We start from the raw sequence: 21986 nt of genomic DNA, 5'->3' as shown, positions 1-21986 counted from the left end.
AGGTTGAGGTTAAGGTTGAGGCTTCATTCCTCGACCTCAACCTGTGAGCGCAGCGAACGAAACCCTTAGCCTATTATGACATCAGCTTCCTGATCCCCTCGATGAGGCGGGGCTCTTCGGAATCCTCTCCCAATACGTCGAGGCGGAGCAGATTCGGCTTCTCCTTGAGAAGCCCCGAGCCCTTCAGGTACCGCTCCACTTCGGTATTGCGGCTGTAGCTGTGCTCTGCGATTGTGATGCCTACCCGGTTGGCGTAGTTGAGCATCTGCTTCAGCTCCGGGATCGAGGCATCACCTTCGCTGTCCCAGTCGTCGCCGTCGGTGCCGTGAAAGATGTAGATGTTATAGTCGGCAGCCAGATTCTCCTTTGCCACGATATCGTTCACGAGCTTGTAAGCTGTCGATACCTGAGTCCCCCCCGCCACACGTGAATTGTAGTAGGTGTAGAAATCGGGGACCTCCTTCGCCTCCGTGTCATGGACGATGAAGCGGGTTTCCACCTGCTTCGCATACTGGAAAAGGAGCCAGCTGTAGATCATGACATGCTGGGTGACTACAAGATCGGTAACCTTACCTTCCATGGAGCCGGAATAGTCACGCAGGAAGAAGACCACTGCCTGCGACTCATAGTCCTTCTCCCGGGAAAGAATCCGGTAGACCCGATCGTTGGGAGCCACGAGAAATCCGGAGGGATCGATATCATCAGGATCGCGAAGGTTCCCCAGGCTGATATTGCTCTCGATGATCTTGCGGAGCGTCGCTTTCTTGTCGAGAACCTGCCCGAAGCCGCGGTGCTTGTCGGTGAGGTCGTAGTTATATCTGGTAAGGGAGCGTTTCTTCCCCTTGTCCTTCAGGTTGGGGAGTTGGAATTTCTCGGTGAGTATCTTTCCCAGATCGTAGGCGCTTGATTCGATATCGTGGGATTCCTCACCCCCCTGGCCCGCGCCGCCGCTTCCCTGACCCTGTTGAGGACGCACCGGCTGTTCGCCGATGACTTCCCCTTCCCGGCCTTCCCCGCTGCCTCCCGAAGCGCTTTCCTCCTCCGTCGCCGGCTTCACCTTGTCGTGATAGAACTTCTCCTCCACAGTGGAGGGAACGATCACGACCTTCTCCTTCCCCGCTTTGCCCGGCTTCACCAGCCGGCCTATGCGGATCTTGCGGGGGAAGCCATCCTCCTCCCGCATCCGGTCACGTTCCATCAGCTCGTCCAGTGACTTGAGGCAGGCGGTGTAGCTTGCGTAAGGTGACAGGTCCTGAAGCACCTTCAGGTCGTCCTGCTCGTAAAAGGAGCCGGGACTTGGGTTGAAGCCGCCCCCCCCGGATTCCGGCGGGAGGTCGTGGCTGCGCCCGTCGTGGAACTCGGCGAGAATCCTCTTCTCCCGCTCCGGATCGAGCCCCCGCTCCTTCAGCCGGGCGTACAATTCATTCTGTCTGTTCATTCTATCTGCCATTAGCTCTTTCCAAACCGGGTTCCGCCCTGATCAACTACACCTAACGTTGCAGTCCCCGCGCTACCCTTCGTCTACCTGGGTGCAGAAGTACTCGATCGTCTTCTGCGCACACGTGCGGCAGTAGCCGAGTTTACCGAGCATGGTGCTGATCATCCGGTCATACAGCTTCTGGTTCTCCTCGTTGGTGCGGTTCGCCAGCGCCCCGATGAGGCTCCCCGCCCCGGCAATGTCGGACTTGAGACGGACGTCGGTGACAGCCTTGACGAGTTCGAGGTTGTCCATGAAGTCGTAATTGGGATCCATCGAGATCTTCTGCCCGTAGATCTTCCGGATGGAGGTACGGAACGATTCCCGCTGCTCCTCTGTCTTGAGGCCGATCCGCTCTTCTACGCTCTTCACGTACCGCTCGTCGATCTTGAGCGCCCGCAGCTCGCCGGTCTGCGGGTCCTTGTACTTCCACATCCGGTCGGGGCCGAGGTTCTCGGCGTCAATCCCGATAATCATGTTGACGTAGTTCATCACGTCCTTGCGGATGGCGTACGGCTCGTCCATGTATGCATTGAACATCTCCGTCATGATCCGCTCGCGGTAGAGGCCGCGGGCGATCTTGAGATCCTCAAGGAATTTCGCCCGGTCGTTCTGGTCGACCACATAGTCGAGGATGACCCGCTCCATTGTCCTGAAGACGTCGTAGGCGATCATGCAGCGCCCCTCATTTGTTTCCGAGTTCTCCACCAGGAGCTGGATCGCCCGGCCGAGGTTGCGGTGCCCAAGCCCCTTCTGCCCGAAGCGCTTCGTGATGTCCGGGTCCTGGCTCAGGGTGTCGATTACCTCGGCGAGTGTCTTGATGCTCTTCTCCCCGGCCACCTCCCCGGCTGCGAGTTTCATCATTTCGATGGCGGTGAGCTTTTCGGAGCGGGGGAGGCGGGTAAGAACCACAGCGGTGGATGCCGCATAGTTGAGGTTCGGGTCCTGGTGGAGCGACTCCTTGAGGAGAGTCGTCTTCGACTCGCTCCCGATGGCATAGGCGGTAAGCCCCTCCTGCATCCGGTAATTGGTGTTGTGGGAGACGTAGCAGATGCGGCAGCGATCCACTATGGGAGCCTCCTCCCGCTCGGCCAGGAAGCGGTTGAACTCGGAGTTGTTGCTGGTGGCTATGATTAGCGTGTCGATTGGCCACTTGAAGCCGTCAATCTCGATGGCGCGGTTCTGGATAACGCCCAGGTAGACCTGGACCAGGTCCTTCTTGTTCTTGAAGATCTCGTCGCTGAAGTGGATCCCGCCACCGGCAACGCGGGCGAGCGCGCCTCGCCGCAGGTCGAAACGATACGGATTATTGGTGTCGGTGATGTGAAGCAGGCGCTGGATCGATTCCTCCCCCAGGAGGTCCACCGCCGACGACGTTATCTTGTCCTTCGCCGGGTATTTTCCGGTCACGGTGCCGAGGCTTTCGCTCATCGGTACCGGAATTATCTCGACATACTTGAGCATCTCCTCCGGATCGCCGTCGGCATGGACCCGGATGTCGTTCCAGATGTAGCCGCTGCAGGCGCCCATGGGGCGGTAGTTTTCGAGAGCGTTTTCGACATCCTTGTCGCTGAAGCCGGCTTTCTCCGTCAGAAAACGTATGCTTTCCTCCCGGTCCTCGTACAGGTTCATGGCAAGAATCATCGGGTCCTCGTAGGTCTGTGACTCGATGGAAGCGATCTTGCCGTAGTGCCCTAGCCGATCCATGTTCACGAAACGGAAGGTATAACGGCGATTCGCATCCTGGCTGAGGAAGCTGCGGTACTTGGCGCAGAGAAGCTCGACGAAGAAGGTCTTCCCGTTCCCCGGCTCGCCGACGAGAACGTATGCCATCTCTTTGGAGGAGCCCCCTTCCGCCGCATCCTTCACGAAGGAGACGAAGCTGTTGATCTCGTCGTACATCCCGATGGTGTGCTTCCTCCCGGTGCGGAAAATCCGGAAATCATAGGTCGTTTTTCCATTCACCACGACCTTCTCGATTTCATCCTCAAGGATCATCCGTGCGACCCCCTGGAAAGCGTTCTCGAACCTCCGGGTCCCTTCCTTTACTGCCGACAGATGGTCATGCAGCGTCCAAATTTTCTGTGTCATACTCGTCTTCTCCCGTCTATTCGAAATAGGATCGGCCACTGATAATTAGATTCAGCCACAGCTCAGGTAATTCATTCTAGACATCTTCTTTTCGAATATGCAAGGCATAAAAGACCTGCCTTTGCAAAACAGATACCACTCACCAATGTGTTTATTTTTATTGAGGTTTATGGATAAAGCGCGCAACCTCGGGAGTATGACGGGAGAGCGCTGGAAGGGGTGAAACCGGGGCCGTCTGGAGGAGAAGCGCCGGGGGTCAGAAACTGAAGAGGTAACCGATAGCCCCTGCCCCCAGGATGACGACCATGGGGCTGATTCTCGTGAACTGGAGAAGAGCCATTCCAGCGAAGAGGAGCAGGAAATCTGGCGGGGCCGAGAGTGAAGTCATTCCCAGATTGAAGGCCGCGGCAGCCACGAGCCCCACCACAGCAGGCAGAATTCCATCAAGGCATTTCCGGATGAGCTCCATGGAGCGGAATTTCTCATAGCGGCTGGAGATAGCGAGCATGAGGAGGGTGCAGGGGAGAAAGATAGCGATGGTGGCGACAAGCCCACCGGCGAAGCCTCCGGCGCGGAAGCCGGAAAAGGTAGCCAGCATGGCGAGAGGACCGGGAGTGAGCTGGGAAAGGGCGACGCCGTCCAGAAACTCCTTGAGGGAAAGCCAGCCATACTCGTCCACCATGAGGCGGTGCAGCAGCGGCACCAGGACGTAACCCCCGCCGAAGAAGATCATGCCGATCTTGAGAAAAGTCCATGCGATTCCCGCGAGCCCTGCCACTAGACATGCTCCCTTCTCGCATACTCGCTTATCAGCGTCCAGAGGAGGGCAGCCACGAGTATCGTCAGCCCGCTCACATGCAGAAACGCAGCGGCAAAAAACGCCGTGACCGACATTGCCCATGACTTCCTGTCCCTGATGTGGTTCTTCGCCATGCCCAGTGCCGCCACTACAATCAGGGCTATAATGACGGGATTGGTTCCATTGAGAGCCGATTGGAGCTGCGGCAATTTCTGGTACCTGAAATAGAAGACCGAAAGGAGCGTAATCAGGCAGAATGACGGCAGGATGAAACCTGTAGCAGCGGCTATGCCCCCGGCCACACCGCGAAGGAAATAGCCGACGAAGGTGGCGACATTGAGGGAAAAAGGCCCCAGTAGCTGTCCGAAAGCAAGGCCGTGCATGAATTCCTCATGGCTCAGCCACTCCTTTTCATGAACGCATGCCCGCTCCGTCAGCGAAACGATGGCCATGCCGCCGCCGAACCCGGTGGCGCCGATGATGAAGAAGACACGAAAGATCTCCTTCAGGCTGACCTGCTTTTTCATGTGCATAACAGGTATATAGCAGGAAGACCGGCACCGGGCAAGGAGCCTGCAGACAATCCGTCAAGGCCTTTCGCGACCGGAGGAGGGAAGGTACAATTTCCTTTGTCCGGCAGACGCTTCTCGGGTAGTATCCGGACGCATGCTGAGCCAAGGTGAAACATGATGCCTCTCGCAGATCCTGAAGTTTCAATCGTGATCCCCATCCTGAACGAGGCGGAAAATCTTCGCCCACTGATGGAGGGCCTTGCCCGCCAGAAGGATGCCAGGATGGAGGTGATATTCAGCGACGGAGGTTCAGGAGACGGGACTCCCGCTCGTGCCCGGAAACTAGGAGAGGAGCTGTCGCTGGAAGTGGATGTGGTGGAGGGGCCGCCGGGGCGTGGAGGGCAGCTGAATCGTGGAGCGGCGAGAGCTCGCGCAAAATATCTTCTTTTCCTTCATGCCGACTCCACTTTCTCCGACCCGAACGCATTGCGTGACGGATTGAGCGCGATCAGTGAAGAATCCCTCGCCAAGGGTAGCAGCCGGGTAGCCGGGAAGTTCAGGCTTCGCTTCCACCGCACGGAGCAGGACCAACAGTTCGGCTACTACTTTTACGAAAGCAAGGCAAGACTGCTGCGCAGGGAATGCAGCCACGGAGACCAGGGGCTTTTGCTCCCGCGCTCTTTCTTCGATGAAGTGGGGCCGTTCGACCAGTTATTCTCCATGCTCGCCGAGACACGCCTGGCGGACAGGGTGCTCGATGCCGGAAGACTGATCCTGCTGCCGGGGGAAATAATCACCTCCGCCCGCCGCTTCGAGGTCGAGGGGTTGCGTCAACGCCAGACTGTAAACGCCCTCATCATGAACTTCGCCGCTATTAAACTGCACCTCTTCTTCCGCCGCCTTCCGGACCTCTACCCGGCACAGCACGAAGCTCGGCAGTTGAAGGTCCCCCTCCTGCTTCGGGAGGTCCACCGCATGCTAGGAGAGCTTCCCCTTCGAGAGCGGCTCACCATCTGGTATGCCACAGGTTCGTACGTACGCCGTAACGCATGGCAGCTGGCCTTTGCATGCGATGCGTGGCGGAACCGGCGGCGCGGCATTCCTCCCGGGTCAGGAATGACGCCGATCCTCGACACCTACGACCGGCGCATTGACCGCCTGGCAGACAACCCCCTTAGCAACATCATTTCCTTGTCTCTTGTATGGTGCTGGTCCCATCTCTCGTGCACCCGCCTACTCAGGGGCCGGCGGAACCCGCACCTACCTTGAAAGCGGAGATGAAGAATCCCGTATCTGCAGATATCTCATCCCTTCTCCCGGCCTCTTCCCTAGTTGATCATTTCTTTTTCCCTGAACGGACGCGCACCGGCTTTTCACCCTCCCCCTCTTTCTTTTCCTCCTTTTCCGGAGGACCGGAAAGTTTGTTCATCTTCTCCACAAGGTCCCGCAGGCGCCTGTCCACAAGATAGTTGATGCTTCCCTCCGGGTAGGAGCCATCGGCCTGCCGCTCGCCGGCCGGAACCCCCGTCAGCAGCTCGATCCCCTGGTCAATGGTCTCCACGCTCCAGACGTGAAACTTCCCCTCCCTGATCGCATCGACCACCTCGTCATTCAGCATCAGGTGACGCTCGTTGCTCTTCGGGATCATCACCCCCTGATCCCCCGTGAGCCCCTTAGCCTTGCAAACCTGGTAAAAGCCCTCGACCTTGTAGTTGACTCCGCCGATAGGCTGCACCTTCCCGAGCTGGTTTACGCTGCCGGTAACTGCGATGCCCTGTCGTATGGGGACCCCGGAGAGGGCCGACAGCAGGGCGTAAAGCTCGGTGGATGAGGCACTGTCCCCCTCGACCCCCTCGTACGACTGCTCGAAACAGATAGACGCGGAAAAGGAAAGGGGCTTGTCGCCGGCATACCTGCCCCCGAGGTAACCGATGAGAATCATTACCCCCTTGTCGTGTATCGGCCCGGAAAGCTTCACCTCCCGCTCTATGTTCACCATCCCGGCGCGCCCCATGTAGATGCGTGCGGTTACACGTGACGGCCTTCCAAACATGTGTTCCGCCACCGTCATTACGGAGAGGCCGTTGATTTGCCCCACCTCCGCGCCTGCGGTATCGACGTATATGGTTCCCTCCTCGAAGAGCTCCTGCATCCGCTCCTCGACCCTGTTCGTGCGGTAGGTCTTCTCGTCAATGGCGCGCTTGACATAGCCGCTGTTCACTATGGGGCTGTTCTCCTTACTCGCCCAGTAGCTCGCTTCCCTTATCAGGTCGGACAGCTCCATGAACTGGGACGAAAGCTTCTCCTGATCCTCGACGAGACGGGCAGAGTACTGAAGGAGCGTGGCCACGCCGCTCCGGTCGAAGGGGAGGAGCTTTTCCCCCCTGCAATGGGTTGCTACGAAGAGGGCGTAGTCCTTCACGATCTCGGGGGTGCGGACGATGCGGCTGTCGAAATCGGCCTTCACCTTGAAGAACTTCCGGTAGTCGGGCTCCAGGTAGTAAAGAAGGTAGTAGATGTAAGGAGTCCCGATCATGATAACCTTCGCCTGCAGGGGGATCGGCTCCGGCTTCAGCGATACGACGGTCATGAAACGGTACTGTTCGAGGACGTCCTCGATCCTGATCTCGCCGTTGCGTATGCAGCGCTTGAGGGCGTCCCATGCAAAGGGATTGATGAGCACCTCCCGGGCGTCTACGATCAGGTATCCGCCGTTTGCCCGATGGAGCGCACCCGGTTTTATGAGCGTGAAGTTGGTCGTCGCGGTACCCCCCATCTGCATGACGTGCTCGATACGGCCGAACAGGTTGTTGTAGGTCGGATTCGTCTCGAAGATGACAGGGGCACCCTTTATTTCGCGGTTGTCCACGAAGACGTTCACTTCATACCGCTCGAAGGAAGGCTCCTGCCGGGGAAGCCGGATGCCCGCGATCTGCGGCGCAGGCTGCTGCGGCTTGAAGTCCTCAAGGTTGCGGAGAATATCCTCCTTCACCGCCTCCAGGTACTTCACCACTTTCTCGAACTCGGCGAACTTCTCCTGGAGCGGCTCAATGTGGTGGCCGACAGCGGAGAGGCCGAGATCCCTGTCCAGTTGAGCCAGCTCGTCCTTCGTCGCCTTTTCGTTCTCCCGCACCTGGCGCAGTACGTCGTTCAGCTTCTCTGTCAGTTCCTTACCCTGCTGTTCGAGCCGATCCTGCTCCTCCTTCGACAGTGCTTCATACTCCTCCTGTGTAAAGTTATGCCCCTCCTTCTGGGGCACCATCACCAGACCGGATACGGTCCGCTGCAAGGCAAAGCCCTGAGCGGCCGCTTCAGCCTCCAGCGCACCGAAAAGCTCCCCGTTCTTCTCCTGGTACTTCTCTATGATGTGCGCCTTGTTCATCTCATATTCTTTGCTGTCCAGGGCTTTCGGGATGTCGTTGCGGATGCTTTCCAGGAGGTCCTTCATTCCGGTTTCCAGCTCCCGTCCTCTGCCGGGAGGGAGGGTCAGCGCCAACGGGTTGTCGGGTACCCTGAAATTATGCACGTAGCACCAGTCAGAGGGACGCGCCTCGTTCTTTGCCCGCTTCTTGAGGATGTTCTTGATGCTCGATGTCCGGCCAGTACCCGCTTCCCCGGCGATGTAGATGTTGTACCCGTTGTCCTCGATGTCGAGACCGAACTCTATTGATTTGATGGCTCTCTTCTGGCCGATCGTCCCCTCCAGTTCGGGCAGGTCATCCGTTGTTTGGAAGTCGAAATGGGCAGGATCACATTCCCACCTCAGCCTCTCGACGGGTACCTTCAATTCATCCGCAATCATCTAAGCCTCCTTCATTAAAGTATCCGGAATGATTTCAACGTTCGCAACAGGAGATTCCTGCGGCAGCAGCTCAGCCAGCAACTGGGGGAAAATGACGGCTATACGCTCCTTGACTTCGGGTATCGGTGCAGGTTGCGTTTGTTCCCTCTCAAGAGAGGTAACGGGACAATCAGCCATACCACACGGGTTGATCAGGGCGAAGGCGCCGAGGTCGGGGGAAACATTGAGGGCGAACCCGTGCATCGTAACCCACCTCCTGACACCGACCCCGATCGATGCAAGCTTGCCTCGTGCCGTCCATATCCCCGTGAGCCCGGGGACCCTGCCGGCATCAACGCCGAGATTCCCGCAGAGCCGTATCAGGACCTCCTCGATAAAGCGGAGATAGCGGTGCAGATCTCTGCCCCGCCTGCCTAGATCGAGTATCGGATAGCCGACAAGCTGGCCGGGGCCGTGCCACGTAACATCACCGCCCCTGTTGATCCGGTGCGGAACTATTCCCTCCGCGAGGATGTTCTCCACTCTACCGCCGCTGCCGATGGTGTAAACCGGGAAGTGTTCGAGAAGAAGCAGGACTTCTCCGGAAGATCCGGCTCGCAGTTCGGCAACGAGACGATCCTGGACGGCACAGGCCCTGGAAAAATCGACGAGTCCGAGATCCGCAACTTTCATCTCAAACCAGCAGCACGACCGGATTCTCCAGCACTTTTTTCAGCTCGCCCATGAATTTGGCCGCATAAGCGCCGTCGATAAGACGGTGGTCGGCCGAGAGGGTCGCTCTCATCACCCGCTGCGCCACGATCTGCCCCTCTCTGACTCCAGCCTCGTCGTCGATTGCTCCTATCGCCAGAATTGCCCCCTGGGGGGGATGAATGATGGCCATGAACTCTTCGACTCCATACATGCCGAGATTGGAGATCGAAAAGGTGCCGCCGGTGAAGTCGCTTTCCGTTCCCTTCCCTTCACGCGCCCGGGCTACAGCTTCCCTGCTCCGCTCGGCGATATCCAGAAGTGAGAGATCCTGGCATCCTTTTATCACCGGCACCATCAGTCCGTCCGGAAGGCTCACAGCAATGCCGATGTTCACCTCGGGATGAACGACGATAGATTCCTCCCCGAAGGTGGCATTTACCCCGGGATGCCGGACGAGAGCGGCTGCACATCCCTTGATTACTAGATCGTTTACGGAGAGGCGCTTGCCGCTCTCCCTGAGGCCGCGAATCAACACCTCCGCCTCCCCCATGTCGATTCTCACCGTCACCGCAAAATGAGGAATCGTATGCCACGCCTCAGTCACGAGACGGGCAATGGCGGAACGCATCCGCGTGAGGGGAAGGGTGCTGCCAGGGGTCGGACCCGCAGAGGGTTTGGGGGTGGTTACTTCCGGTTTTTCCCTTTGCCGCTCCCCGAGCACCCGGTCAAGGTCCTCACGGAGGATCCTTCCACCGGGACCGCTGCCGCGGACCTCTCTAAGATCCACCCCGCTCTCACGCGCCAGACGCCGCACGATCGGTGACGCCCGCTCCGCGTCTCTCCCTTGCGGCTCAGGTTCGCGCTGTCCCACGTCGGCCTTCTCCGCGCCTTCATGCTCTTCAGCGGAATCCAACGGCTCCACTCCGGCCGCGGAAGTTTCCTCTTTCACCGGGGAGGGGGGCTCCTTAGGCTCCGGTTTGGGGGGCTCTTCCTTCGGGAGAGAAATCGCCGGCTCCTTGGCTTCCGCCGCTTCCGGCTGCACGGCGCCCGGTACGGCAGCCACCTTTTCCCCGGCCTCTCCTACGACACCGATCACCGCTCCGACCGCTACCATGTCGCCTGCCTTTGCCCGGGTTTCCAGAAGAACACCCGCACTGAAGGACTCCAGCTCCATTGTGGCCTTGTCGGTCTCTACCTCCGCAAGAATATCGCCGCGCTCCAACCTGTCGCCGACACTCTTCTTCCAAGAGATGAGGCGCCCCTCCGTCATCGTGTCCGACAGCTTCGGCATCGTTATTTCTGTTGCCATATCGACTCCTCGCGTCACAGTAGGGGAGCTTTCAGTAGCTCCCGCTCAGCGTCTCCTTCACCGCCTTTACGATATCATCCACTTTGGGGATGCAGAGCGCCTCCAGCTTTCGCGAATAGGGGGTCGGAACGTCGAGTCCCGAAACCCGCCGAACCGGCGCCAGAAGGGAATCGAAGCAACCATCGTAAATTCGAGAAGCGATTTCGGCTCCGACTCCGCAGGTACGCCACGATTCCTCAACGACGACTGCCCTGCCATTGCGGCGTACGGACTCGACGAAAGTTTCCGAATCGAGGGGAGTAAGCGTCCGCAGATCAACCACTTCGCACGACACCCCCTCCTTCTCCAGCTCCGCCGCCGCCAGGAGAGACAGAAGCGTCATCCTCGAGTAAGCCACGATGGTTACGTCTGTGCCTTCCCGCTTGATCTCGGCTTTTCCGAATGGAATCAGAAACTCCGAATCCTCCGGCACCTCTCCCTTGCTGTTGTAAAGGAGCTCGTGCTCCAGAAACATCACCGGGTTGTCATCGCGGATTGCGGTCTTGAGGAGCCCTTTCGCGTCGGCAGGAGTAGCCGGCACCGCCACGTAAATTCCCGGAGCATGCATGAAATAGGTCTCCAGCGACTGGGAATGCTGGGCGCCCAGCTGACTTCCGCCACCCCCAGGAGCCCTGATTACCATAGGTACCGTTACCTGCCCCCCGAACATGTAGCGGATCTTGCTCATGTGGTTGATGATCTGATCCATGGCGAGGAGCGCGAAATTGACCGTCATCAGCTCCGCCACGGGCCGCAGCCCCCCCATCGCAGCGCCGATTGCGACACCGACTATGGTATTTTCGGAGATGGGAGTATCCCTGACACGCTCCTCGCCGAATTCTGCAAGAAGCTTTCGGGTCACCTTGAACGATCCTTCGTAGAGAGCGACGTCCTCCCCCCAGATCACCACCGAAGGATCGTTTCGCATCTCCTCCCTCAAAGCCGTGTTGATGGCGTCACGGTATGTCATTTCAGGCATCTTGCCCTCCTGAGACCTGTCACGGAGACACAGAGACACAGAGATCTAGTGGCTCCTGCATCCTTTGAAATTGCATCCGCTGTTCCGTCCTCACCTGGGCCTCGCCCTTCCGAAATCTGCTTCCCCGATCGCTTAAGACCTTCGAGCTGCCACCGCATCGAATTCTCCGTGCATCTGTGTCTCTGTGGCAGATTCGGCGTCTATACGTAAATATCAGTAAAGACCTCGCTATCCTCCGGCCACGGCGACTCTTCTGCGAACTTCACCGCCTCCTTCACAACCTCCGCCACCTGGAGACGGATTTCGTCGAGTTCCTCCTGGTCAGCGATCCTTTCGGATAAGAGCCGGCGGGTGTAGTTGGGAATCGGATCCCGCTCCCTCCACAGCTCCAGTTCGGCCTGACTCCGGTATTTCCCGGGATCGGACATGGAATGGCCGCGAAAACGGTATGTGAGCGCCTCTATGAGGAACGGCCGCTTATGCTCCCGCACCCATTCCGCCCCACGCTTAACCGCCTCATAAACGGCTATCACATCCATGCCGTCCACTTCGGAGGAAGGTGTATCGTAGCCGCAGGTGCGCTTGTGGATGTCCACGAGCGCGGATGCCCGATTTACCGCCGTCCCGATGCCGTAGAAGTTGTTCTCGCAAATGAAGAGGACGGGGAGCTCCCAGATCCTCGCCCAATTGAGCCCCTCGTGGAAGTTCCCCTGGTTGACGGCGCCATCCCCGAAAAAGCAGGCCGCTATCTTCTCCTCCTTCCGGTACTTGGCCGCGAAGGCTAGCCCCGCCGCTATGGGAAACTGCCCCCCCACGATGGCGTACCCTCCCATGAAGGCAAGCTCCGGGTCGAACAGGTGCATGGAGCCCCCCTTGCCCTTGCACATGCCGGTTGCCCTGCCGAAAAGCTCCGCCATCACACGCCGGGGATCTGCCCCCCGCACGAGAGCCTGGGCATGTTCCCGGTAGGCGCTTACAACATAGTCATCCTTGTAAAGCGCATGGGACGCCCCCACCCCCACCGCCTCCTGTCCGCTGTATAGGTGGAGGAAGCCGGTTATGTTTCCCTTGGTGTACTGTTCGGCGCATGCCTCCTCGAACTCCCGGCAGAGAAGCATCTGGCGGTAGAGCTTTAGGAGGTCGTGGTCAGGGAGAACAGCTCTCAGCTTCGAATCCATGGCCACTCCTTATATAGAGACGATCTTCCCACCATCTCGCCGCCCTCCTCATTGCAGGCGGCGTGGCGCTGCCCTTGGACACTCCAAAATCTTTCTTCTAAAACTACTGCACTGAATCCGTGAGGCATGGGGGCTAGGTGGAAGCGGAAATGCCTGCGTCCACCGCCGCCGCGGCGCTTCAATCGTTGTCGGCGCCTGCGGTAACCTCTGCTCTCTCCCTGCCAGTGAGCCGGAAAGCAGGCCTTCCGGCGGAGGCGAGTTCCCATGCCTCACGGATTCATACTCTCCTATTTCGAGGTCTTCTTTACAAAATTTAGCGTCCCACCTGCTACAAGCTCCTGCCGCTCCCGCTCCGAGACTTCGAGGAGTGTCACTATCTCGCGCCCCTCGACAGTTACCGGTATCTCCGTCGCCCCTTCCGCAACATGCCGCCGCACCCCCTTGAACACCAGCGTGCTTCCCTGCTGGAGACGGTCGTAATCGGCCGGGTCCTTGAAGGTAAGGGGCAGGATGCCGAAGTTGATGAGGTTGGCCTTGTGGATGCGGGCGAAGCTCTTGGCGATCTTGGCGCGGATGCCAAGGTAACGGGGTGCAAGCGCCGCGTGTTCCCTTGAGGACCCCTGCCCGTAGTTTTCCCCTCCGACCACCACACCGTTCCCCTTTTCCTGTGCCCGTGCCGGAAAACCCGGGTCTAGCTGCTCGAACACGAATTTACTGATGGCGGGAACGTTGCTGCGGAACGGAAGCACCTTGTTCCCGGCGGGCATGATCGTGTCGGTTGAGATGTTGTCCCCAACCTTGAGGATCACTTCGGCAGACAGATCCTCGGGGAGCTCGTCGAAATCGGGGAAGGGCACAATGTTCGGCCCCGTGATTATTTCCACTGCACTCGTATCCTCGACCGGAGGGATGATGCTCGAATCGTCGATGACGTACTTTTCCGGGTTCTTCACGTCGGGCCACGCCATCAGATCCCCGAGCTTCCGGGGGTCGGTGACTACACCGAAAAGGCCTGCGGCGGCAGCCGTTTCGGGGGAGCAGAGATAGACGCGGTCGTTTTTGGTCCCGCTGCGGCCGGGGAAGTTGCGGGGGAATGTCCGCAGGCTGACCTGATCGGTCCCCGGCGCCTGCCCCATTCCGATGCATCCGAGGCAACCCGGCTGATGCACCTGGGCGCCGGCAAGCAGAAGCATCATGAACCCTCCCTGGGCAGCAACGTTCTCGATCACCTGCCGGCTGCCCGGATTGATATGGAAGGAAACGAAAGGAGCGACGTGGCGCCCGTCGAGGATGCGGCAGACGGTCATGAGGTCACGGAAAGCGGAGTTTGCGGAGCTTCCCACGATCACCTGATCCACCTTGAGCCCTTCCAAATCAGATACCTTCACGATATTGTCGGGAGAAGATGGCATGGCGATAAGCGGCACCACCGTGGAAAGATCTATCTCGTCATATTCATCGTAGGCGGCATCGGGATCGGCGGATAACGGCGCCCAGACAGATCCCCGCTCCTGGGCTTCGAGGAACTCGCGGGTACGTTCATCGGAAGGGAAGATCGAGGTTGTCGCGCCGAGCTCCGCGCCCATGTTTCCGATGATCGCCCGATCGGTGGCCGAAAGGGTAGCTACGCCGGGCCCATAGTACTCGATGATCTTACCGACGCCCCCCTTGACCGAATGGCGCCGGAGCATTTCGAGAATGACGTCCTTTGCGGAAACCCATGGCCGAAGCTGTCCCGTCAGCTTTATCCCCCATATCTTCGGGCATCGGAGATGGAAAGGGTGGCCGGCCATCGCCATCGCCACGTCGAGCCCGCCGGCGCCGATGGCGATCATGGAGAGCCCAGCCGCCGAAGGGGTATGGGAATCGGCTCCAAGCAGCACCTTCCCCGGAACTCCGAAACGCTCCAGGTTCACCTGATGGGAAACGCCGTTGCCCGGTTTTGAAACATGAACCCCGAATTTCTGCGCGGCCGTCATCAGGAATATGTGGTCGTCGGCGTTCTTGTTGTCGGTCTGGAGCAGGTTATGGTCGATGTACTGGGCCGCATGCTCCACCTTGACCCGCGGCACATCCATTGCCATGAACTCGAGTATCGCCATGGTGCCGGTGGCATCCTGGAGGAGGGTATGGTCAATCTTGATACCGATCTCCTTCCCCGGCACAAGCTCCCCTTCCACTAGATGCGCTTCGAGTATCTTGGTTGCGAGGTTTTTCGCCATTGTAACCTTCCTTTCAATCTCTGCCACTGAGACACGGAGATGACATACCACCATCATAGTTCCCGGCAGCGACTATGTTTCCTCTGCGCCTCCGTGGCGTCTTGCTCCCTGTCAGGCGTGGATCGCTCTTTTTTGCGTATCCAGCGCCGCCTCCTTCATCGCCTCCGAGAGGGTCGGATGGGCATGGAAGGTAAGGGCGATGTCTTCGGCACTGCCGCCATAGGTCATCACCGTCACCGCCTCTGCGATCATTTCGGAGGCCCGTGGGCCGATAATGTGTATGCCCAGGACCCGGCCGGTCCTGCGGTGGGACAGGACCTTCACGAACCCTTCCGTCTCGTCCATGCACCTGGCCCGCCCATTAGCCATGAAGTTGAACCTGCCCGCTGCGTACGGCACCTCATCCCGCTGAAGCTCCTCCTCCGTCTTTCCGACGGAAGCAGCTTCGGGCCAGGTATAGACGATTCCGGGGACGTAATCGTAATCGACCTGCGACGCCTGCCCCGCCAGCCGTTCGGCGAACACCGTCCCCTCCTCCATTGCCTTGTGGGCCAGCATAGGCCCGTGTATAAGGTCGCCGATGGCATAAATGCCGGCGGAGGTGGTCTCGTACTCCCCGTTGACCACGACACGGCCGCTGCTGTCGAGTGTTATCCCCATCCGCTCCAGATCCAGATCCGCCGTGTTCGGACGGCGACCCGCCGCCACCAGTATCCGGTCGCACTGCAGCTCATCCTTCTGGTCCCCCGCAGCCAGCCGGACAACCGCCCGGCCATCCTCCAGCCTCCGGATTCCGACAACGCTCGTCTCCATCCGGAAGGTGATGCCCTGTTTCTTCAGGGAACGGATCAGGGTGTCCGCCACCTGGCGGTCCGTGTGGAGAAGCGCCTTCGGGAGCAGCTCCACCACCGTGACCTGGCTGCCGAGCCGCCGCCAAACCGAGCCCAGCTCCAGGCCGATGTAACCGGCTCCGACCACGATCAGATGCTCCGGCACCGTATCGAAGGAGAGTGCCCCGCGGGCGTCCACCACCAGCTCCCCGTCATAGGGAACGGAAGGAATGGGAACGGGCACGCTCCCCGTCGCCAGAAGCACCCGCCGCCCGCTCAGGAGCTGGGGCTCTCCCGGAGAATCCGCCGGGGTGACGGCGACCACCTGCAGGCCGTCGCTGCGCCGTCCGGCGAGCTTGGCAGAGCCGCGCCGCCACTGGATATTGTGTTTCTTGAAAAGATAAGCGATGCCGTCTGTAAGCTTCTTTACCACATCGTCCTTGCGCGCCATCATCGCCTGCAGGTCGAGCGTAACGTTCTCGATCCTGATCCCGTGCCCGGCGAATTTTCCCCGCGCGAGGGCATAGAGTTCGCTCGAATCGAGGAGCGCCTTGCTGGGAATGCACCCCTCGTTGAGGCATACCCCACCCAGCCGCTCCCGCTTCTCCACAACCGCCACCTTCATTCCGAGCTGAGCGGCACGGATTGCGGCCACATAGCCTCCCGGCCCCGCACCGACGACAATCAGGTCGTACGTCTCTTTCGGCATCAACTATTCCCTCCAACTTTCCATCATCTGTAATGATCTATTTGTGCTCACTAAGCCTAAAATAAAAGATCCGGACCCAGGGCCTCCTTCCTGAGGAAGGGGGCAGTCAACGCCGCAGGCGGGCTCTGCTTCAGCGTTATTACTCGATGAGCATCTCCTCCGGCTCCTCCACCAGTTCCTTCACTTTCTTCAGAAACTGCACCGCCTCACGTCCGTCCACGATCCGGTGGTCGTAAGAGAGGGCCAGATACATCATCGGCCGGATCTCGATCCTACCCTCACGTGCCACCGGCCGCTCCTGAACGGCATGCAGGCCAAGAACCCCGCTCTGGGGTGGATTCAGGATCGGAGTGCTGAGCAGCGAGCCGTATACCCCGCCATTGGTAATGGTAAAGGTTCCTCCCTCGAGTTCGGCGAGAGTCAGCTGATTATTCGCGATCCGCTCCACGAACGCCGCTATCCCCTGTTCCATTTGGGCAAATGAAAGCCGATCGACGTTCCGGAGCACCGGCACTACGAGTCCTTTTTCTCCGCTGACGGCGATGCCGATATCGTAAAAATTGTGGTAGACGATCTCCTCTCCATCGATCCGTCCGTTCAGCGCGGGGAAGTCGCGGAGGGCCTCCGCACAGGCCTTGATGAAGAAGGGAAGGAATCCCAGGGAAACTCCGTGCTTCCTCCGGAAGTCTTCCTTGTGCCGCTTTCTCAGGGCCACCACCCTGGACATGTCGGCTTCGTTGAAGGTCGTGAGCATCGCCGTCTGCTGACGGGCAGCAAGTAGATGTTCCGCGATCCGCTTGCGGATCGGCGTCATCTTCCGACGTGTCTCCCTCTCTGCTCCGGAAGACGATGACGGGGTTGAAGCTTCATATCCTGAGGTTCTCTCTGCCTCCGCAGGAACCTCGTGCTGTTTTTCCGCCTCTGCCTCCTTCTGTTCCACGAGAAGGTCCTCGACCGTGATCCTTCCCCCGCGGCCGCTCCCTCTGATATCCCCGGGATGGATCCCCTTTTCCTTCACCAGCTTCCGAGCAGCAGGGGACAGGGGGGGTGGCGCGGAATCCTGCTCCCCCTCCGCAGCGGGCATCGGCGGCGGCGCCTGTTGAACGGCTGGCGATCCCTCTTCGATGACGGCTATCACCGCTCCGATCGGCACCGTCTCCCCCTCCGGCACCTTGACCGACAGTACGCCATCCGCCTCGGCAGCGACCTCGAACGTGATCTTGTCCGTTTCTATCTCGCAGACCGGGTCGTTTTTTGCGACACGCTCTCCGTCATGCCTGATCCAGCGGCCGATCAGTGCTTCGGTTACAGATTCCCCCACTGCTGGAACTTTTATTTCCATGGACACTCCGGTTCTATATTCGCCGATCAGGCGAATGCCTCCGCTACCAGCTTCTCCTGTTCTTTCAGGTGCACCGACCGGTACCCAGCCGCCGGAGAAGCGTCCTCCTCGCGCCCGACGTAGCGGGGCTCCTTGCCTAATATCTCGCTCAGCCAGTAACGAAGCCTCGGCCATGGTCCCATGTTCGCCGGTTCCTCCTGAACCCAGCTGAACGTTGCCTCCGGAAACCGTCCGAATGCCTCCCTCAGGAGATCGGTGCGCAGCGGATAAAGCTGCTCTACCCGCACAATGGCAACATCGTCACGCTTGTCGCGTTCCCTGCGGTCCGATAATTCGTAGAACAGTTTACCAGAGCAGATTAGAACCGCTCGGCACGGACCCCTATTTTCCGCCGTCACGAGAACTTCCCTGAACCCTTCTCCCGCCAGTTCCGCAACCGAAGATACGCAGCGATTGCTGCGCAGAAGGCTCTTCGGAGTGAAAACCACGAGGGGCTTCCGGAAGGATTGCCTCGCCTGACGGCGCAGCAGGTGGAAATATTGTGCGGGTGTCGTGGGGTTGGCGACAATGATGTTGTTGCCCGCACACAACTCCAGAAAACGTTCGATCCGGGCGCTGGAATGTTCAGGCCCCTGCCCTTCGTATCCGTGAGGAAGGAGCATCGTCAGGCCGCTCACCCGCTGCCATTTAGTCTCTGCAGCGGCGATGAACTGGTCGATTATCACCTGGGCTCCGTTGGCGAAATCCCCATACTGAGCCTCCCACAGCGTCAGGACATCGGGAGACTCGATGGAATATCCGTATTCGAAACCGAGGACGGCGTATTCCGACAGCATACTGTCGTACAGTTCGAAACGTGCGCCGCTACTTGACGCCTGATCAAGAGGCGTGAACGCACGCTCCGTCTCCTGATCGTAGACGATGCCATGCCGATGGCTGAAGGTTCCCCTCCCCGCGTCCTGTCCCGACAGCCGTATTGAGGTACCTTCCCTGAGGAGGCTGCCGAATGCAAGGGCCTCGGCGTTACCCCAATCGACACCTTCACCGGAACGGAGGGCCTCTCGTCGCCTGTCGAAGAGAGCGCGTACCTTCGGATGGGGAGAGAAACCCTCGGGAATGGCGTTAACGGCATCCGCAAGTTCCTCCAGTTCCTTTCGGCTCACCCGCGTATCCACCGGGGCCGCGTCGTACTCCCGCGCGACACGGCTCCAACTTCCGCCGAACCCGCGATCGGCGTCGACAGAGGGAGCAGCGAACGCGCGCTCCAGGCGGGCGACTTCCCCCTCCGTCAGTTCCCTCAGAGGTGGGTCCATCCCATCCTGTCGCAGCCGTGCCGCGTAGATCTCAGGCACCGTCGGGCGACTGGAGATGTGGCGGTACATGAGGGGCTGCGTGAACGCCGGCTCGTCTCCTTCGTTGTGGCCGTAGCGCCTGTAACAGATAAGCTCAAGCACCACGTCGCGGCCGAACTCCTGCCGGTAGTCGAGAGCAAGACGTGCTGCATGCACGGCAGCTTCCGGGTCCTCCCCATGGACATGGAATATCGGGGCTGAGACGGCTTTTGCCATGTCGGTTGCATAGCAGGTTGACCGGGCATCGGCGGGGCGGGTCGTAAATCCTATCTGGTTGTTGACCACGATGTGAAAGGTTCCTCCGGTCGAGAAACCTCGCAACTGGGAGAGGTTGAAGGTCTCCGCAACTACCCCCTGCCCGGAGAAAGCTGCGTCGCCATGAATAAGGAGTGGAAGAACCCCTCGTGCTCCACCCATGCCGAAAAGGTCCTGCCGCGCCCGGCACTTTCCCTCGACAACCGCGTCGATAGCTTCCAGGTGGCTGGGGTTGGCAGCAAGGGTTACGTGCAGTCGGCGCCCGTCCCGGTCCAGGTCGGCGGAAAAACCGAGGTGATACTTGACGTCCCCTGCCCCCACGCCATGGCCCGGACCGTCCCGGAATTCGGCGAAGATGTTCTCCGGCGGCATGCCGAGCAATAAAGAGAGTACCGTCAGCCTTCCCCGGTGAGGCATACCGATGACAATATCGAAAACGCCCGCACGAGCCGAGCGTGAAACGACCTCTTCAAGAACGGGAACGAGGGTCTCCCCACCCTCCAGGGAAAACCGCGTCTGACCGATGAACTTGCGCTGCAGAAATGCCTCGAACTGATTAGCGGCCACAAGCCGCCCGAGGATCGCCAGGCGCTCCTGAAAAGAGAGAGCGGGCCTGTTGCGGTTCGGCTCCATCCGATCGATGAGCCATTGACGTTCCGCCGGAGCCTGGATGTGCATGAACTCAACGCCGATGGATCGGCAATAGGTTTCCTGCATCACACCGAGAATGTCTCTGAGCGTAGCCGATTCGGACATGAAGCGCCGGGTGTGAAAAGTATGGTCGAGGTCTGAAGAATCCAGTTCGAACTGGGAGAGGTCAAGTAGCGGGTGGTGCGTCTTGCACGGGGAAAGCGGGTCGGTACACGCCAGAAGGTGCCCGATGTCTCTGTACCGGTAGATAAGGGACTGGACACCCGACGATTTCAGGGACTGTCGAGGCCCCTGCTCTTCCGGATGGATAGAATCGCCGCAAAGACCGAATCCGTCGAAAAATATCCGCAGATCCCTCGTGACAAGGCTCGGGTCCTGCAGCCAGAGGAGATACTGAGCTTCCAGCCACTGAGGGCTGGTATTGCCGAAGAACCCCATGCGGTAACCCTGATGTTCGATGTAAGGGTGAAACTGCGACCTGTGGGACTCATGAACTGGTGGTCATGAGCGAACGAAAAGAGTATAGCAGAGAGACCTCATGATTCAAAGGACTGCTTGGTCATCCGCCAAGGGGGATGAAACGGGAAGGAGTGCCGAGGGGTCGCAACCGTGGACGGACGGGAGGAGGCGCAGGGTGCGCTGATGGGAGAGGCGCCGGCTCATGCATTGCCAGATGGCGGCTGACGAATCTAGTCTGGTCGGGGAAACTAATGGCACGGGCGGGACAGAACCTGGCGCAGATGCGGCATTCCACCCGACACCTCGTCGGGTATTTGAGCCTGACTTTTCGGCGCGTCCTGTTAAATACGAGAGCCGCAGCCGGACAGAAACGGAAACAGGTCCTGCACCCCTTGCACTTCTCCCAGGAGATCTCGGGATACCATGGCAGTTCCTCGGAAGGAACAGGGTGACGCATCATGACGTACCTCCGGGCAACAGTCACTCATCGTCGGAAACTTTACCACAGCAAGCGGGTTAAACAAGATTAGCCTAGAAAAATCGGGCTATTCAGAGGAAGATGTTCCGTAGCGGGTAACGACTACGTTCTCGGTGGTGATGGTTCCCCCCGTCATCATCGAATCGATCTGCGGCATCAGGGAATCCAGCTTCCCCTGCTCCTCGATCACTTCGATCACGAGAGGAAGGTCTGTGGAAAGTTCGAGCAGCTTGTGGGTATGAATAATGCCGCGGGCTCCGAATCCTGCCACCCCGCGCAGGACGGTGGCTCCGGCAACCCCCTCGCGGCGGAAAAGTTCCAGCAGGGCTTCGTAGAGTGGTGTGTGATTAAACTTCTCGCTTTCGCCGATAAATATCCGCATCAGAACGCGTTTTTCACGAACCTTTGCCATAACTCCCTCTCTTACAGGGCTTTTGCCGCCGTTATTCCCAGCCAGGTGAATAGAAGGCAGGCAAGGACGCTCACCAACACATTCGTCGCCGCCCGCCAAAATTCCCCGTCCTCAAGAAGGCGGAAGGTCTCGTAGCTGAATGTCGAGAAAGTGGTGAGCCCCCCGAGAAAGCCGACAGCGAGGCCCGTTCTCAGCATTGGCGGAAGAATGTCGCTCCGGGTGGAGGACTCCATGATGAACCCGATACAGAAAGCGCCGACGAGATTCACGGCAAGGGTACCATAGGGGAAGGTCCTGCCGGCGACCCCGTAGACCCATCCTGAAAAGTAAAATCTTGCGAGGCAGCCGAGAGCGCCCAGCAATGCTATGGAAACGGCTACCGCCATTCATTTCTCCG

17 protein-coding genes are annotated in these 21986 nt (G+C 59.3%); 1 reads left to right on the top strand and 16 read right to left on the bottom strand.

Annotated elements, in window-relative coordinates:
• Positions 1–73: 73 nt before the first annotated feature.
• The 4 genes from CFB04_RS16860 to CFB04_RS16845 form a co-directional block, all read right to left on the bottom strand.
• Positions 74–1450, bottom strand: coding sequence for a DUF444 family protein (locus CFB04_RS16860; protein WP_231934255.1), 1377 nt, complete (start codon positions 1448–1450; stop codon positions 74–76).
• Between the two features lie 60 nt (positions 1451–1510).
• Complete coding sequence (locus CFB04_RS16855; protein WP_088536478.1) at positions 1511–3568, bottom strand: serine protein kinase; 2058 nt, start codon at positions 3566–3568, stop codon at positions 1511–1513.
• Between the two features lie 256 nt (positions 3569–3824).
• A complete protein-coding gene (locus CFB04_RS16850; protein WP_088536477.1) occupies positions 3825–4346 on the bottom strand; it encodes a chromate transporter in 522 nt (173 codons plus the stop codon).
• Entirely contained in the window at positions 4346–4894 is a 549-nt protein-coding gene (locus CFB04_RS16845; protein WP_369833139.1) for a chromate transporter, read from the bottom strand. Before CFB04_RS16845 ends, CFB04_RS16850 begins: the two co-directional genes overlap by 1 nt.
• Positions 4895–5053: 159 nt before the next feature.
• Between CFB04_RS16845 and CFB04_RS16840 the strand changes: the two genes are divergently transcribed.
• Positions 5054–6148, top strand: coding sequence for a glycosyltransferase (locus tag CFB04_RS16840; protein ID WP_088536475.1), 1095 nt, complete (start codon positions 5054–5056; stop codon positions 6146–6148).
• 67 nt (positions 6149–6215) lie between these two features.
• Here the strand turns inward: CFB04_RS16840 and CFB04_RS16835 are convergent, their stop codons facing one another.
• The 12 genes from CFB04_RS16835 to crcB form a co-directional block, all read right to left on the bottom strand.
• A complete protein-coding gene (locus CFB04_RS16835; RefSeq protein ID WP_088536474.1) occupies positions 6216–8681 on the bottom strand; it encodes a Lon protease family protein in 2466 nt (821 codons plus the stop codon).
• Positions 8682–9353 (bottom strand): lipoyl(octanoyl) transferase LipB, encoded by a 672-nt coding sequence (gene lipB, locus CFB04_RS16830; RefSeq protein ID WP_088536473.1) that lies wholly within the window; start codon positions 9351–9353, stop codon positions 8682–8684.
• Position 9354: 1 nt separating this feature from the next.
• On the bottom strand, positions 9355–10683 hold the full coding sequence (locus tag CFB04_RS16825) for a dihydrolipoamide acetyltransferase family protein (RefSeq protein ID WP_088536472.1): 1329 nt from the start codon (positions 10681–10683) through the stop codon (positions 9355–9357).
• A gap of 31 nt (positions 10684–10714) precedes the next feature.
• Positions 10715–11701 carry an alpha-ketoacid dehydrogenase subunit beta gene (locus CFB04_RS16820; protein ID WP_088536471.1) on the bottom strand — a complete coding sequence of 329 codons (987 nt, stop codon included), beginning with the start codon at positions 11699–11701 and terminating at the stop codon, positions 10715–10717.
• Positions 11702–11901: 200 nt separating this feature from the next.
• The gene (gene pdhA / locus CFB04_RS16815; RefSeq protein WP_088536470.1) at positions 11902–12879 is read right to left on the bottom strand and encodes a pyruvate dehydrogenase (acetyl-transferring) E1 component subunit alpha; all 978 of its coding nucleotides are present in this window, start codon (positions 12877–12879) and stop codon (positions 11902–11904) included.
• 287 nt (positions 12880–13166) lie between these two features.
• Positions 13167–15101, bottom strand: coding sequence for an aconitate hydratase (locus CFB04_RS16810; protein WP_088536469.1), 1935 nt, complete (start codon positions 15099–15101; stop codon positions 13167–13169).
• 111 nt (positions 15102–15212) lie between these two features.
• Positions 15213–16640: a dihydrolipoyl dehydrogenase gene (gene lpdA, locus CFB04_RS16805; RefSeq protein WP_088536468.1), complete on the bottom strand. Its 1428-nt coding sequence runs from the start codon at positions 16638–16640 to the stop codon at positions 15213–15215.
• Between the two features lie 139 nt (positions 16641–16779).
• Positions 16780–17982, bottom strand: coding sequence for a 2-oxoglutarate dehydrogenase complex dihydrolipoyllysine-residue succinyltransferase (gene odhB / locus CFB04_RS16800; RefSeq protein ID WP_088536467.1), 1203 nt, complete (start codon positions 17980–17982; stop codon positions 16780–16782).
• 26 nt (positions 17983–18008) lie between these two features.
• Positions 18009–20678 (bottom strand): 2-oxoglutarate dehydrogenase E1 component, encoded by a 2670-nt coding sequence (locus CFB04_RS16795; RefSeq protein WP_088536466.1) that lies wholly within the window; start codon positions 20676–20678, stop codon positions 18009–18011.
• 121 nt (positions 20679–20799) lie between these two features.
• On the bottom strand, positions 20800–21156 hold the full coding sequence (locus CFB04_RS16790; RefSeq protein WP_231934499.1) for a 4Fe-4S binding protein: 357 nt from the start codon (positions 21154–21156) through the stop codon (positions 20800–20802).
• Between the two features lie 88 nt (positions 21157–21244).
• A complete protein-coding gene (locus CFB04_RS16785; RefSeq protein WP_088536464.1) occupies positions 21245–21589 on the bottom strand; it encodes a DUF190 domain-containing protein in 345 nt (114 codons plus the stop codon).
• Positions 21590–21600: 11 nt separating this feature from the next.
• Positions 21601–21975, bottom strand: a complete 375-nt coding sequence (gene crcB, locus CFB04_RS16780) for a fluoride efflux transporter CrcB (protein ID WP_088536463.1) — start codon at positions 21973–21975, stop codon at positions 21601–21603.
• Positions 21976–21986: the final 11 nt, after the last annotated feature.

Origin of the sequence: Geobacter sp. DSM 9736 (assembly GCF_900187405.1) — a bacterium.
Taxonomy (GTDB): domain Bacteria; phylum Desulfobacterota; class Desulfuromonadia; order Geobacterales; family Geobacteraceae; genus DSM-9736.
The sequence above is the reverse complement of the archived record's forward strand: the minus strand, read 5'-3'. Positions and strand labels throughout refer to the sequence as shown.